14 protein-coding genes are annotated in these 14889 nt (G+C 54.0%); 9 read left to right on the top strand and 5 right to left on the bottom strand.

Features of this window, described 5'->3' with window-relative positions:
• Positions 1 to 410 precede the first annotated feature (410 nt).
• The 9 genes from LEP6406_RS0208260 to LEP6406_RS0208215 all read left to right on the top strand — a co-directional run bounded on the left by LEP6406_RS0208260 (position 411) and on the right by LEP6406_RS0208215 (position 12097).
• Positions 411 to 1448 carry a DUF389 domain-containing protein gene (locus LEP6406_RS0208260; protein WP_008310765.1) on the top strand — a complete coding sequence of 346 codons (1038 nt, stop codon included), beginning with the start codon at positions 411 to 413 and terminating at the stop codon, positions 1446 to 1448.
• Between the two features lie 467 nt (positions 1449 to 1915).
• Complete coding sequence (gene hsdR / locus LEP6406_RS0208250; RefSeq protein WP_008310767.1) at positions 1916 to 4297, top strand: EcoAI/FtnUII family type I restriction enzme subunit R; 2382 nt, start codon at positions 1916 to 1918, stop codon at positions 4295 to 4297.
• A gap of 65 nt (positions 4298 to 4362) precedes the next feature.
• Positions 4363 to 4647 (top strand): GIY-YIG nuclease family protein, encoded by a 285-nt coding sequence (locus LEP6406_RS0208245; protein ID WP_008310768.1) that lies wholly within the window; start codon positions 4363 to 4365, stop codon positions 4645 to 4647.
• A gap of 294 nt (positions 4648 to 4941) precedes the next feature.
• The gene (locus LEP6406_RS0208240) at positions 4942 to 6414 is read left to right on the top strand and encodes a type I restriction-modification system subunit M (protein WP_008316131.1); all 1473 of its coding nucleotides are present in this window, start codon (positions 4942 to 4944) and stop codon (positions 6412 to 6414) included.
• A gap of 43 nt (positions 6415 to 6457) precedes the next feature.
• Positions 6458 to 6676 (top strand): type II toxin-antitoxin system HicB family antitoxin, encoded by a 219-nt coding sequence (locus LEP6406_RS0208235; RefSeq protein ID WP_008316133.1) that lies wholly within the window; start codon positions 6458 to 6460, stop codon positions 6674 to 6676.
• Positions 6673 to 6852, top strand: a complete 180-nt coding sequence (locus LEP6406_RS0208230) for a type II toxin-antitoxin system HicA family toxin (protein WP_008316134.1) — start codon at positions 6673 to 6675, stop codon at positions 6850 to 6852. The genes LEP6406_RS0208235 and LEP6406_RS0208230 overlap by 4 nt, the downstream gene beginning before the upstream one ends.
• Before the next feature lie 10 nt (positions 6853 to 6862).
• Complete coding sequence (locus tag LEP6406_RS0208225; RefSeq protein WP_008316135.1) at positions 6863 to 8560, top strand: restriction endonuclease subunit S; 1698 nt, start codon at positions 6863 to 6865, stop codon at positions 8558 to 8560.
• 1064 nt (positions 8561 to 9624) lie between these two features.
• A complete protein-coding gene (locus LEP6406_RS30110) occupies positions 9625 to 11208 on the top strand; it encodes an alpha/beta hydrolase (protein WP_008316060.1) in 1584 nt (527 codons plus the stop codon).
• 355 nt (positions 11209 to 11563) lie between these two features.
• Positions 11564 to 12097 (top strand): hypothetical protein, encoded by a 534-nt coding sequence (locus LEP6406_RS0208215; RefSeq protein ID WP_008316062.1) that lies wholly within the window; start codon positions 11564 to 11566, stop codon positions 12095 to 12097.
• Between the two features lie 165 nt (positions 12098 to 12262).
• Here LEP6406_RS0208215 and LEP6406_RS0208210 read toward each other — a convergent pair whose 3' ends face one another.
• From LEP6406_RS0208210 to LEP6406_RS0208190, 5 genes are all read right to left on the bottom strand, one after another.
• A complete protein-coding gene (locus LEP6406_RS0208210) occupies positions 12263 to 12640 on the bottom strand; it encodes a DUF5615 family PIN-like protein (protein ID WP_304607856.1) in 378 nt (125 codons plus the stop codon).
• The gene (locus tag LEP6406_RS0208205) at positions 12618 to 12956 is read right to left on the bottom strand and encodes a DUF433 domain-containing protein (RefSeq protein ID WP_008316068.1); all 339 of its coding nucleotides are present in this window, start codon (positions 12954 to 12956) and stop codon (positions 12618 to 12620) included. The genes LEP6406_RS0208210 and LEP6406_RS0208205 overlap by 23 nt, the downstream gene beginning before the upstream one ends.
• Before the next feature lies 1 nt (position 12957).
• A complete protein-coding gene (locus tag LEP6406_RS0208200) occupies positions 12958 to 13242 on the bottom strand; it encodes a hypothetical protein (RefSeq protein WP_008316071.1) in 285 nt (94 codons plus the stop codon).
• Positions 13243 to 13645: 403 nt separating this feature from the next.
• Positions 13646 to 13960, bottom strand: a complete 315-nt coding sequence (locus LEP6406_RS0208195) for a helix-turn-helix domain-containing protein (protein ID WP_008315293.1) — start codon at positions 13958 to 13960, stop codon at positions 13646 to 13648.
• Between the two features lie 180 nt (positions 13961 to 14140).
• Positions 14141 to 14881 carry a Uma2 family endonuclease gene (locus LEP6406_RS0208190; protein ID WP_193364919.1) on the bottom strand — a complete coding sequence of 247 codons (741 nt, stop codon included), beginning with the start codon at positions 14879 to 14881 and terminating at the stop codon, positions 14141 to 14143.
• Between the last annotated feature and the right edge of the window lie 8 nt (positions 14882 to 14889).

Raw genomic sequence — 14889 nt, 5'->3', positions numbered from 1 at the left:
TAGTGATTTTATGATCTGCAAGGGGGAAAATACTGAAGACAGTCAAAAAAGGGGTATCTCGCTTTTGCCGCCCCTCAACCGACCGATTGGATTTTTCTATGGAATGATTTTTGAGATGAAATCCTCTAACGCCTCATCCCCCCATATTCCTGACAAGCCAAGACTTATTCACAATCGCCTCAGATAGCCTCAGATATTCGACCTCCGGCCCCACCTAATGGCGATTTCCGCTGAATCCATGCAACCGAATCCATGCAAATGTACGCTCCATTTGCGGGAGATGCGCCGACTGTAGAGACACAGATGTATGCTCCATGCAGATGGGTATCGATACGGCCCGCCCGTCACTAGCCGCAGCGACAGCAGAGGCTTCTACCATGGCAGCAGACCCTGATCAAGGAGGGTACGGGATGAGACTCGGTTACCGCTGGAAACGTCTGCTGGTGAGCTTGCGGCACTTACAAAACCGCAACCAAGGGGACTGGTTGTGGCTACGGAGTAAATCGGCTCCTGTGGCCAGTTTGAACCGGGAGTTGTGGCGCTGGGCAGAACCGGCGGCTGACTATTACATCATGCTGGGATTGTCGGCGGTGATCTCTACCCTGGGGTTGTTGGCTAATAGCAGCGCCACCATTATTGGGGCCATGATTATTGCCCCCCTGATTGGGCCGATCACTGCGGTTGCCTTTGCCATTGCTATGGGTAATCGTCGCCTGTTCAAACGGGCCTTGATCACCCTGTTAACGGGGCTGCTCATGGCGGTGGCGCTCAGCTATGGCATCACCTTGGCGGTGGGACTCAATCGTCTCACCCCTGAAATCAGTGCACGGGTGGAACCCACTCTTTTGGATCTGGGTATTGCCCTCGCAGCGGGGGCGGCAGGAGCCTTTGCCAAGTCTCGGCGACGAATTGGGGATGCGTTACCAGGGGTCGCGATCGCGGTGGCTCTAGTACCCCCCTTAAGTGTGGTGAGCATTGGCCTCGCCATGCCCTCAGCGGAGGTGTCCTTGGGGGCAACCCTGCTGCTGGTCACCAATCTGGCCAGCATGATTCTCTGTGGAGCCCTAGTGTTTTTGAGCCAGGGCTACGGTTCCCTACGGCGGGCGCAACAGGGTATCACCCTCTCGGCGGGGGTGTTATTGCTCTTAGTGGTGCCCCTGGGGATATCCTTTCGGGATTTGCTCATCCGCGAAGCCACCCATAGCCGACTCCTGGAATTGATTAGAGAACGAACGGATACTTTGGGGCAGGTCGAAATCAATACTTTGGGGGTGAATCGTCGCCGTCAAGGGCTGACGGTGGAACTGGAACTGGCGGCCCCCCCGTCCCTAATTACCCCGGAGGAGGTGGTCGATCTGCATCAGGCCATTGAGTCCACGTTGGGGGAAGCTGTGGATCTGGATCTCACCGTGACTCCCATGGAACGGTTCTACCATCCTTCCCCCTAGAACTTAAGTCGGTGGGCATAATTAAAGGCTGTCATGCCTACCAAAGGAAGAATCTCGGACTCCGCCAACGACCGAAATTCCTCGATTTCGCTTCGCTCCATTCCTCCGTTGGAGTCGCTCCACAGCATGACCTACTTATGCAAACTGGGCCAGACCCTTTCCTCGCACCCAGCCGGAGGCTGGGCGCGTCCTCTGGTGGCTCCGCCGCCATTCCCCGCCCCTAGAGGCAGAGCCTCAAGATTGCGTGTCGAGGCTCTGCCTCGACATGAGGGAAAACGTGGGATGCACCCGCGCCCTCCTGCCTGGGGTCGTGAAGAAATATTGAACCCAGGGGTCAGTAATCTCCCTGATCGAGTGTTTTGGGCACATTTTAAAGTAAAGCTGTTTCCAAGGTCAGTTTGCTTTTCAACACCTGGAAAAGGGGTTGGCGGCAATCTGAGAGACAGGGTTCGGATAGGCAGCGAGGCATGGACAAAAAGCAACTCTCCGAACGCGATATCTGCACCAAGTACATCACCCCCGCCCTAGAGCGGGCCGGGTGGGATATTGCTACCCAAATTCGAGAAGAGTTTTCCCTCACCAAGGGGCGCATCATCGTGCGCGGCAAGCTGCATACCCGCGCTCAGCACAAGCGGGCCGACTACGTGTTGTTCTACAAGCCCAATATTCCCATTGCGGTGATTGAGGCCAAAGACAACAGCCATTCTCTGGGGGATGGTATGCAGCAGGGCTTGGGCTACGCCGAGATGTTGCAAGTGCCCTTTGTGTTTAGCTCTAACGGCGACGGCTTCTTGTTCCATAACAAAATCACCACCGACGGCACCATTGAGCGAGAGCTGGGGCTAGATGAATTTCCTTCGCCAGCGACCCTATGGCAGTGGTGGGTGACCCACCAGGGGCTCAACGACGCCCAGCAAACCTTAGTCACCCAGGACTACTACAGCGACGGCAGCAACAAAACCCCTCGCTACTACCAGCTTCTGGCTATTAACAAGACCATTGAAGCGATCGCCCAGGGGCAAAACCGCATTCTGCTGGTAATGGCGACGGGCACCGGCAAAACCTACACCGCTTTTCAAATTATCTGGCGGCTCTGGCGGTCTAAGGTCAAGCAGCGCATTCTGTTTTTGGCTGATCGCAACATTCTGGTCGATCAGACCATGACCAACGACTTCAAGCCTTTTGGCTCGGCCATGACCAAGATCCAAAAGCGACAGGCCAACAAATCCTACGAAATTTACCTTTCTCTGTACCAGGCGGTGACCGGTGCCGAAGAAGCCAGCAATATCTACAAGCAATTCAGCCCCGGCTTCTTTGACCTGATCGTGATTGACGAATGCCACCGGGGCAGTGCGGCGGCAGATTCTGCCTGGCGGGAGATTTTGGAGTACTTTTCAGCGGCCACCCAGATTGGCCTTACCGCTACCCCTAAAGAAACCAAAGAGGTCTCTAACATCGACTACTTTGGTGAGCCGATCTACACCTACTCCCTCAGGCAGGGTATAGAGGATGGCTTTTTGGCCCCCTATAAAGTGGTACGCATCGACCTAGATAAGGATTTGTCGGGCTGGCGACCCAGCAAGGGCATGGTGGATAAGTACGGCAATGCGATCGCAGATCGCATCTACAACCAACGTGATTTTGACAAAAACCTGGTGCTAGAAAGGCGCACCCAGCTTGTGGCCCAAAAGATTACAGAGTTTCTCAAGCAGACCAACCGCTTCGACAAGGCGATCATCTTCTGCGAAAACATTGACCACGCCGAACGTATGCGCCAAGCGCTCAACAACGAAAACAGCGACCTAGTGGCCCAGAACTCAAAGTACGTCATGCGCATTACCGGCGACAATGCCGAAGGCAAAGCCGAGTTAGATAACTTCATTTTTCCAGAGAGTGTCTACCCGGTGATTGCTACCACCTCCAAACTGATGAGCACCGGGGTTGATGCCCAAACCTGCAAGCTGATCGTGATTGACCAGCGGATTCTGTCGATGACGGAGTTTAAGCAGATCATCGGGCGCGGCACCCGCATCAACGAAGACTACGGCAAGTTTTACTTCACCATCATCGACTTTAAGAAGGCCACCGAGCTATTTGCCGACCCCGACTTTGACGGCGACCCGGTGCAGATCTATGAGCCCAAAGATTTAGACGACTCGCCGGTACCGCCCGATGAGCCGGTGGAGGATTCTACTGATGACCTCACCGACGGGGACTTTATTTACCCCATAGATGATGACTTCGGTAGTTTTACCACCAGGGAAAATGAGACTGAGGATGGGAGTCCGGTACGGCGCTATGTGGTGGCCAATGTCGAGGTCAAGGTGGCGGCGGAACGGGTGCAATATTTTGATGCCGATGGCAAGCTGATTACCGAATCTCTGAAGGACTACACCCGCAAGACCTTGGCCAAGGAGTTTGCCTCGCTCAACGACTTTTTGCGCCGCTGGAGCGATGCCGACAAGAAGCAGGCGATTATTGACGAGTTGGCTAACCAGGGCGTATTTTTTGAGGCCCTGGCGGAAGAGATTGGCCGCGATCTCGACCCCTTTGACCTGATTTGCCATGTGGCTTGGGATCGGCCCCCCCTGACCCGGCGCGAGCGGGCCGAGGTGGTGAAGCAGCGTAACTACTTTGCCCAATATGGCGACCAGGCTCGCCGCGTGCTGAATGCCCTGCTGGAGAAATACGCCGATGAGGGGGTGGAACCGATTGAAGAACCCCAGATTCTCAGCATCGCGCCCTTTAGCCAGTTGGGCACCCCGATGGAGCTGATTCGCGCCTTTGGCGGACTGAGCCAGTATCAGCAAGCCCTACGCGAGTTACAGCAGGCTTTGTATAGCGCCTAGACTGGATTCCCGCCTTCGCGGGAATGACGGAGGATTGACGGAAGCATCTACTTTCCAGATTCACTATGAAACAGCCCTGTGTCTACATCCTGGCCAGCAGACAAAATGGCACTTTGTACACTGGCGTGACCAGCGACTTGGTGAAGCGAGTCTGGGAGCATAAGAATAACGTTGTGGAAGGCTTCACGAAAAAATATAGTGTCCATCGCTTGGTCTACTTTGAAGTTCATGAGGATATGGTTTCGGCCATTACGCGAGAAAAACAGATTAAGAAATGGAACCGGGCATGGAAGCTACGGTTGATTGAGGAAAAGAATCCAACCTGGAAGGATTTGTATGAGGGCTTGTAGATTCCCGCCCCACGCCTTCGCGGGGGCAGGCTCTGCGCGGGAAAGACGGAAGATGGTCATTCCCGTGAAAACGGGAATCCAGGGTCGAGGTTCGGTTGCCTAGACTGGGTTCCCGCCTTCGCGGGAATGACGGTAGTAGTCAGCGGGAAAGACGGAAGACGGTCATTCCCGTGAAAACGGGAATCCAGGGTCGAGGTTAGGTTGCCTAGCCTGGATTCCCGCCTACGCGGGAATGACGGTAGTATTCAGCGGGAATGACAGCAGTAGTCAGTTGAGATTGAGAACGACAACCCCATGGCGATCGGAACCCTGATCAAAAGCATTCAAGACATCATGCGCAAGGATGTCGGTGTCGATGGTGATGCCCAGCGCATTAGCCAGTTGGTGTGGCTGATCTTTCTCAAAATTTTTGACGACAAAGAGCAGGAGTGGGAGCTGACCATTCCTAACTACGCCTCGCCGCTGCCCAGCCGCTTGCGGTGGTCAAGCTGGGCCAAAGACCCAGAGGGGATGACCGGGGAAGCACTGATTGAGTTTGTCAACAACGACCTGTTTCCCACGCTGAAGGGGTTGGCCACCAAGGCGGGGGTGACCCCACGGGGCAAGGTGATGGGCTCGGTGTTTGAGGATGCCTACAACTACATGAAGTCGGGCACCCTGCTGCGCCAGGTGATCAACACCATTGAGGCCGATGTCGATTTCAACTCGTCGTCCGATCGCCACCTGTTTAACGACATCTACGAAAAGATTTTGGCCGACCTCCAGGCGGCGGGCAATGCGGGCGAGTACTATACCCCCCGCGCCGTGACCCAGTTCATGGTGGATATGCTTGACCCCCAACTGGGGGAAGCCCTGCTCGACCCGGCCTGCGGTACGGGGGGCTTTTTGACCTGTGCGATCGAACATTTGAAACCCCAGGTGAAAACCCCCGACGACAACAACACGCTGCACGTCACCCTGCACGGAGTGGAAAAAAAGCCCCTGCCCCACATGCTGGCCATGACCAACATGATGCTGCACGGCATCGATGTGCCCAGCAACATTCGCCACGACAACACCCTCAGCCGCCCCTTGAAGGACTACGGCCCCAGGGAACGGGTCGATATCATTGTCACTAACCCGCCTTTTGGTGGCATGGAAGAAGACGGCATTGAGAACAACTTCCCCAAAAAGTACCAGACCCGCGAAACCGCCGACTTGTTTATGGCGCTGATTATGCACCTGCTCAAGTACGACACCGGACGCGCCGCCGTGGTGCTGCCCGATGGCTTTTTGTTTGGGGAGGGGGTGAAAACGAACCTGAAGCGTGAACTGCTGGAAGCCTTTAACCTGCATACGATTGTGCGGTTGCCCAAGGGGGTGTTTAGCCCCTACACCAGCATCAACACCAACCTGCTGTTTTTTGAAAAAGGTGGCCCCACGGAAGCCATTTGGTTTTTTGAGCACCCCTACCCAGCGGGTTATAAGTCGTACTCGCGATCGAAGCCGTTGACCATCGGTGAGTTTGACTGCGAAAAAGCCTGGTGGGGTGGCCCCACTCGCCAGGGTCGCCAGGTCAATGACTATGCCTGGGCGGTATCGGCCCAGGAGATTGCGGCCCGCAACTACAACCTCGACTGCAAAAACCCCCACCAAGATGAGGTAAACCACGGCGACCCCGCCGATCTGATGGCCGAGTACGAGGCCACGGTGCGCCAGATGGCAGCGGCCCAAATAGCCCTGAAACAGGCGCTGATGGAGGCGTTGGGGGGTGAATTAAAACCATGATTAGTTATGATCGAGCGGTACTAAACCTTTGGGGAGACTAAGTATGAAGGCAGAGCTGACAGCCATTATTGAAGCGGCTGAGGAAGGCGGATATTGGGCGATCTGTCCTGAAGTGCCTGGGGCCAATGGCCAAGGGGAAACCATTGAAGAAGCCAAGGAAAGCCTCAAAGGCGCGATTCAATTCATTTTGGAAGATCGATTAGACGATATTCGCAGAGGGCTACCTCAAGACGCTATTGAGGAAATCATCTCGATTCCATGAAACGAAAGGACTTAGAAAAGAAGTTGCGTAAGGCCGGATGCTATTTAAAACGAGAAGGTGCTTCTCATTCGCTTTGGATCAACCCTCAAACCGGTGTTGTTGAAGCTGTACCAAGGCATGCAGAAGTTAAGGAGATGCTTGCCAAGAAGATCCTAAAAAGTTTGAATGCAGAATAATTAAGACCCCATGCCCGACGACACTGCTCTGCTGCTAGAACGCCACTTTGAAACCGCTTTTGCTGCCCCAGAGGGGGTGAAAAAACTACGCGAACTAATTTTGACTCTGGCGATGCAGGGCAAGCTGGTGCCCCAAGACCCCACCGACCCACCCGCTAGCGAACTGCTGAAGGAGATAGAGGCGGAAAAGCAGCGGTTGGTGAAGGAAAAGAAGATTAACTCATCTAAGTCATTGCCAAAAGTTCAGCATGAAGAAGTCCCTCATAAATTGCCTCAATCGTGGGCATGGGTGCGACTAAATGACTTTGGAACTTGGAAATCTGGATCAACTCCTAGCCGTACAAACAGCTCTTATTACGGCGGTGAAATTCCCTGGGTAAAATCAGGAGAGGTAAAACAAGGAAGAATCTTTAAGGCAGATGAAACGATTACAAAAGAGGCTCTTGAAAACTGTTCTTTAGATTTAAACCCGCTAGGCTCTATCTTGATTGCAATGTATGGTGCCAATATTGGCGATACTGGTATTTTAGAAATTGAAGCGACAACAAACCAAGCCGTTTGTGCATGTCAGCCTTATTCAGGAATAGATAATATTTTCCTGAGTTATCTGCTACTTTCACTCAAGCAGAATTTTATTTCGCAAGGCGCAGGAGCTGCCCAGCCAAATATCTCAAGGCAAAAGATTATCCATACAGTTGTTCCTCTTCCCCCGCTCCCGGAGCAGCGGCGGATTGTGGCTAAAATTGACGAGCTGATGGCGCGTTGTGATGAGTTAGAAAAACTGCGTGACCAGCGCGACCAGCAGCGAATTATGGTTCATAGGGCGGCCATAAATCGTCTACTAGACACCGCTACCGCTGACTTTGGCGAAGCATGGCAGTTCATCACCCACCACTTTGGCGATCTCTACACCACCAAAGAAAACGTCGCCGAGTTACGTAAGGCGATTTTGCAACTGGCGGTGATGGGCAAGCTGGTGCCCCAAGACCCCAATGACCCACCCGCTAGTGAATTGCTGAATGCGATCAAAGCCGAAAAGCAGCGATTAGTGAAAGAAGGGAAGATTAAAAAGCAAAAGTCCATGCCGGAGATTAATCTTGAAGAAGTACCTTATGACATCCCCAAAGGTTGGAAGTGGGTAAGACTAGGTGAGGTTGGTGCTTTTGAGCGGGGGCGTTCAAAGCATCGTCCACGAAATGATAAGCAGCTATTTTTTAATGGGATCTATCCCTTCGTGCAAACGGGAGATGTTTCAAAAGCAAAAACCACAGATAATATAATAAAAACTTGCAATAGCTACTACAACGAGTTTGGCTTAAAACAAAGTAGGTTATGGCCCAAGCAAACGCTATGTATAACTATTGCAGCTAACATTGCGGAGACTGGATTTTTAGGCATGGAAGCCTGCATACCAGATAGCATAGTTGTTTTTCTGGCTTTAGATGAGGCTCTTCCTAGATTTGTCAAGTTCTTTATCGACATCGCAAAAGAAGATTTAGAGAATTATGCACCTTCGACAGCTCAGAAGAACATCAATCTAGGGATTATAAACGAATTGGTTTTTCCTCTCCCCCCCCTCCCCGAACAGCACCGCATCGTCGCCAAAATCGATCAACTCATGGCTCTCTGCGATCGCCTTGAGGCCACCATCGACACCGCCACCCACCAGCAAACCAAACTCCTCCACGCCCTCATGGCCGGGGTGTGAACAGCCCAGGCCATGCCCATCCTACCGCTGCCCACTTTGCGAGTCCTTAGGACAGCTTTCCTCGCACCTAGCCTCCGGCTGGGCGCGTCCTCCGGTGGCTCCGCCGCCATTCCCAGAACTAGGAGGCAGAGCCTCCCGATCCGCCTCCCAGTCTCCGGCTGGGAGGCAGGGGTGCTCGACAGGACAGAACTACGGCCCCTCACCCTAGCCCTCTCGCAGGGGGAGAGGGGACCGGAAAAGGTTGGGCTGGTGCGACGATAGGGGACTGATTTACGCCTTGCGGTACTAGTCCGTGTAGGTTGGGTGGAACGAAGTGAAACCCAACAGTAGCGGGCCATGTTGGGTTCCGCTGGCGCTGCACCCAACCTACAAATTTAGAATTGACAGAGCACTAGTACTGGGCGGCGGAAATACCCTGGCTGTTCTATCGTGGCACACTCGGCCCCTCACCCTAGCCCTCTCCCAGGGGGAGAGGGGACCGGAAAAGGTTGGGCTGGTGCGACGATAGTAGGCTGATTTACGTCTTGCGGTACTAGTCCGTGTAGGTTGGGTGGAACGAAGTGAAACCCAACAGTAGCGGACCATGTTGGGTTCCGCTAGCGCTGCACCCAACCTACAAATTTAGAATTGACAGAGCACTAGTACTGGGCGGCGGAAATACCCTGGCTGTTCTATCGTGGCACACTCGGCCCCTCACCCTAGCCCTCTCCCAGGGGGAGAGGGGACCGGAAAAGGTTGGGCTGGTGCGACGATAGGGGACTGATTTACGCCCTGCGGTACTAGTCCGTGTAGGTTGGGTGGAACGAAGTGAAACCCAACAGTAGCGGGCCATGTTGGGTTCCGCTAGCGCTGTACCCAACCTACAAATTTAGAATTGACAGAGCACTAGTACTGGGCGGCGGAAATACCTTGGCTGTTCTATCGTGGCACACTCGGCCCCTCACCCTAGCCCTCTCCCAGGGGGAGAGGGGACCGGAAAAGGTTGGGCTGGTGCGACGATAGTGGACTGATTTACGCCCTGCGGTACTAGGCTAGAAACCTTGTGTGATTAGGGGGGCATTGGGGTGAAAAAGTGGCTGGGGTGGGGATTAGTGCTGGTGTTGGGATTGGGGTTGCTGCTGAGCGATGGTCAGAGACCGGCCCAAATGGGAGATCGCGGTGCGATCGCGCGTGAGTCCTTCACCCTGACCCTGGAACCCGGTCAAACCTTGGTGGGGGAGGTGTATCACGCCACGACCCAATCGGCTCCTTGGCCAGCGCTGTTGCTCTGCCATGGCATCAGTTCCAGCAAACGCACCTTGACCCCCTTAGCGCGAGAGTTGGCCCGCCGGGGTATCGCCGCTGTGGTCTTTGATTTTCGGGGCTATGGCCAATCCTCTGGTCAGCGCAGTGATTTTGTCGGTAACCGTCGGGATGCCACTGCCGTTTGGGAATGGATGGCGCAGCAGCCCCAATTTGATTCCCAACGGCTGGGCATCGGCGGCCATTCCATGGGGGGCACCACCGCCCTAGAGGTGGCTTTGGATCACGCCAATGTGCGAACTACGGTGATTCTGGGGATTTCTGGCTATGCCACCCCTACGGCTCCTAACAATCTGCTGTTTGTCAGTGGCATCTATGAACAGCTCAACCCCGTCGGGGAAATGAAAGCCTTTTTTGCGGATGCGATCGCAACACCAACGCCCCCCTTTACGACCGTGGGGGACTTTACCCAGGGGACGGCTCGCCAACTGGTGTTTTCCCCCTCGGCGGATCACATCACGGCTCCCTTTGACCCAGCGGTGCAGCGGGCGGTGGTGCAGTGGGTAGAGCAATCCTTTGACCTGCCCCTTACGACCCTCCCCCTAGGCAGTCAACAATTTCAGTTGGGATCGGTGCTGGTGGGGTTAGGGCTCTTGGGGTTTGGAGATCTGATGTATGGAACCTTGAGCCGCCGCTGGCCTGGGATGCGTCTGGGCTGGGGGCTAGCGGTGCTCACCGCCGTGTTCCTGGGGCGCGGTGGGCTGGGGTTTGCCCTGGGGGTGGCGGGGGTTTGGGTGTTGGTGGCAGGGGGAACGGACAATCGCGCCCCGACTGACCGCCGTGCCGTCAGTCGGGGCGCGATCCTCTATGGCTGTCTGATCTTGGGGTTGAGCTTGGGGGCGATCGCCACCCATGCTTTGGTGACGGGTTCCCTAATCGCCTACCCCAACGCCCTCTGGAGTCTGCCGTCCCTGGCCCAGAACCTCACCTTTCCTTTGCTCTACGATCGCGTCCATGGTCTGCTCTATGTCCTCAACTCTCCTGGAGGGTTAGGTGCGATCGCGGCGATCGTCGTGGGGGAACTGGTCCAGCCGGGAGGGTTGCGGCGTACCGCTGGCCACGGGCTAGCCTGGGGCTTAGCCCGCTACCGCCAGCCCTTCCACTTCAAAGTCGGTCGCCCCACTTGGCGCAGTGGCCTCTTGGTGGTGACCCTAGGGGGAATTTTCGGCGTCTTGGTCATTTGGCAAGGGCAAATGGTGGGGTTGAGCTGGGCGGTGCTGAGATTTATCGGACGGCTAGTGGGGATTTTTGTCCTCTGGCCCAGCCTAGTGGGCTGGGCCATTGTCCGTTCCCCGGCGTTTCACAAGCTGGAAAACCGCTGGCTGGGGCAACGACTGATTGACTGACGCCACCTTACGGCGATTATCACTCTGGCCAAGTGGCGTCAGATGCAGCGGTGGCGAAATGTCCCAGGCAGACTTACAGGGGTAAGGGGCGATGATCAAGGGGCGATGGGTTTTGACTGGCCTCTGGCCATCGCCCATTTCCATTACAAACCGCAATGCTTGATTAAAACTCCGCAATGGGACGACACGTCTTGTTATCCAAATGTACTTTTGCTTTCCCAAGAATTAAAGAGCGCAACAATTTCAGCCCATGCGATCGCACCTTCGCTAAGTTGGGAACAACGGTAGCCCTAGAGACAGGTTCTTGTCTTGCGCCTACCACGCCCTTATCTCCCTAAATAATTTGGACGGAATCATGCTCTCTCCTACCCTGGGGACTTCCCCCGCTCCGACCCGTTGGCTGCCTTGGGTGCTCGCAGTAGCCCTCTTTTGGCTCAGCGGCAGTCTGCTTCTAGATCTGTTGGTCATGCCCGTGATGTACACCTCCGGCATGATGGCGGGGAGCAATTTCGCCACCGCTGGCTACAGCTTGTTTGAAGCCTTCAACCATGTGGAACTGCTCTGTGCAGCCCTAATTTTGACTGGGCTCCTGACCCTACGCCGCTCCACCGCCCAAGCCTTTGGAGCCGTGGTCAGTGGTAGCCGCTGCCGCTGGGCCGTGGGCATTGCCACCCTGTTGCTGACCCTGGCCCTGGTCTACACCTACGGCCTGACTCCAGAAATGGGAGCCCTGGGCCTATCCCTAGATGCCTTCGCCACCCAGGTCGAACCCCCCGCTGCCATGGCCTGGATGCACGGAGCCTACTGGGGACTAGAGCTGGTGAAGCTGGCGGGGCTGGGCTTTCTGCTCTCTCTCTGTGCCCAGGATCTGAGCACTAGCACCCAGTAATCTTCAACGTAGACTGTTTCCCGCCCCAAAAAAGTTGCTGGTGTAGGCGCATAGCTATGCGCCTACACCAGATTACCGTTCGCTCAGGTGGCATTGTTTTTGGGAAAGCCACGGGCGCATTTCATGCCTCCCATGACTTGTTGAACGTTAGACAGAGCTAGGACTTCAACGGAGAGATAGATATTGCACTTGTCCTTCCCATTCGCCCTCAAAACTTCCTTCCGTGATCAAGATGATCTCTTCGATCGCTAGCCTAACTGGGACGCTGCGACTAATCTCAAAGACTCCTGGCATTTCTAATCCTGCCTGCGCGCGCTCGTAAGCGTATCGAGTCATGGTTTCTACATCATGGGTTAATAGAATTCGACCCTGTTGTGCCGCCCATTCCAGAATGACTCGATCATCAGTTTCGGACAGACCTACATCTTGGACTCTGACAATATCAATCTCGGATCTTCGTCGAAGAATACCCCGAACAAGTTGATTGTTAAAGTTCTCGTCCGCTAAAAGGCGTAGCATTTCAACCCTGTCTTTGATGGTCAAGTCTTGCCATCAGCCGATCGCGGATTCCATTTGGATTGAAACGATGCTCATTTTCTTGGCGAACTTGCGCGGCACGCTCTTGTCGATTTTTTAGATAAGCATCGACTTCAGTTTTTTGCTGAAGGTAGTAAGCAATCACCGAGTACACATCTGCAAGTTGAAGTGATGGATATTGCTCGACAATCTCTTCTGCGGCAGCACCCTCCAAGAAGGCAGAAACCACAGTATCCAAGGTGACGCGAGTGTTCCCGACAAGAACCACACCATCCGCATTCAGTTTTAGAGGAGTTGGCTCAGCCACAATCGCGAGTGTCATACTAATGGTGAGCAACTTCACTCAGTGCTGTCTGAATCACTTCATCATTTACACCATGACGCTTTAAGCTGGCAACCAACGCAGATACCGTATCTCCTTCTAAACGCTCCAAGTCAGCTCTCAGCCCTTGCCCAAGGTAAGCACGCACTAGGGGTTGATATCCAGAAAAACCGAGCAACGGTGCAACTCGCTTCAAATCTTCAATCACATCTTCGGGAATACGAATCGTGATCGATGTCATCGGACGATTCTTGTCTAGCCGCTTCTTTAACGCCTCAACTTTCATAATGTTCTCGTTCCTTACGTGTCGCTTTACGAGCCGAAATAATCCGGATGATGTCGTTTTCACGCTCAATGTAGAGGATGTTTTAAAAGTCACATTTGTCATTCCGAGAGTAGCGAAGCGGAACGAGGAATCTAGGCTTTGGGCCGCTACACCGAGATGCTTCACTACGCTATCGCTCCATTCAGCATGACATTGGATACTTCTCAAACATCCTCTCAACAGCCAGTAGCACCTCATAGGCCCATTTTGCGGTTTCGCCCTCGTAGCACTCATCATCCGCGACTGCCTCGATCAGATCAGCGAGGGCTTCATCCTCCAGTCAATCCATCAGGGTGGCAAGGGTGGTGTTGAGCAAACTCGCCAGCGTAAACACCGAGACCTTGGAGCGACAGAAAAATCATTACTAACCTACACCAGCAATGATTTTTCCGATGTCTTGAGGAGTTGCACCTGTTGCCAAAATTGCTCGGATTAGCAATTCAAGAGAAACTGACGGATCGCCATTTTCAGCTTTGGCAATCCGAGGTTGGCTAGAGCCAATTTTAGTGGCAAGTTCACTTTGGGTCATTATCTTCTGTCGCTGATCTTTCAAATTCTTGCTAAGAGCCAGCTTGATCTCAACAAGAATTATCTCCTCAAATGTTAATTCTAAGAATTCTGAAACAGTTCCAATTTTCCAGCCTTTTGATTCCAAAATCTCTTTTTTAGTCTGTTCCATACGTTCTATTCCTACTGATCAGCATCGTATTTATTCAAACGTTTCTTGCAAATTTCAATCACACTTTTTGGCGTTGTTTTTGTTGTCTTATTAAAGACCTCAATAATCAAGATTGCATCTGCATCAATTCGATAAATAATCCTCTATCTGTTTGTCCAGGGAGGCGACTTGGCTCCCTCCCTACACTTGGTCCGGGTCAATGCCCAATTCTTGCAACTTGGCCCGCAGGCGCTGATTGTGCTGGCGCTCTGCTTCTACGGTTTCCTCCGGGCTGGACACCAAATCGCCGTCAGCGGTGAAAAAGCGCAGTTGGTTCTGATGCACCCCCAGAAATAGGCCCAGTTGTTCGCTCCACAGCCAACCTGACTCCGTCGGTTCGAGGGGTTGATAGGTGCCATCCACTAGGTGAAAGCCCTCGAACTCCAGGGTGTAGGGGTCGAACCAGAAATAATCCGGGGTGCGGAAGGTGTCTTGGTAGATTTGCTTCTTCAAGCCGCGATCGGTCTTGGCGGTGGAGTCCGATAGGAACTCAATAATCACGTTGGGATACTTGCCCTCCTCCTGCCACACCACCCAACTCTTGCGGGGGCGGCGCTCGGTGCCCAGCACCACAAAGAAGTCTGGTCCTCGGAAATACTCAGACTTCAGTTGCTTGGGGCTGTAGTAAATCGTCAGGTTGCCGGACACATAGAAGTCCTGACGATCTTGCCAGAGGAACCGCAGCAGGTGAATCAGCAGATCGATTTGGTCACGGTGCAGGTCGCTTTCCAAGGGCGGTTCGTCGCTGTAGAGGTCACCGGGGGGAAACACCACCGTCTCCCCGGTCTGGGACGCAAGCCCCTGAGACCACTCCTCAGGGGCGATAGTCTTCGACCGGCCTTTGGCCATCGCAGCGGTACCGGGTTCCTTGGCCAGGGTCATGGCAATAC

This window comes from Leptolyngbya sp. PCC 6406 (genome assembly GCF_000332095.2).
Lineage (GTDB): Bacteria > Cyanobacteriota > Cyanobacteriia > Phormidesmidales > Phormidesmidaceae > PCC-6406.
This window is presented reverse-complemented; position numbering and strand designations above follow the sequence as displayed.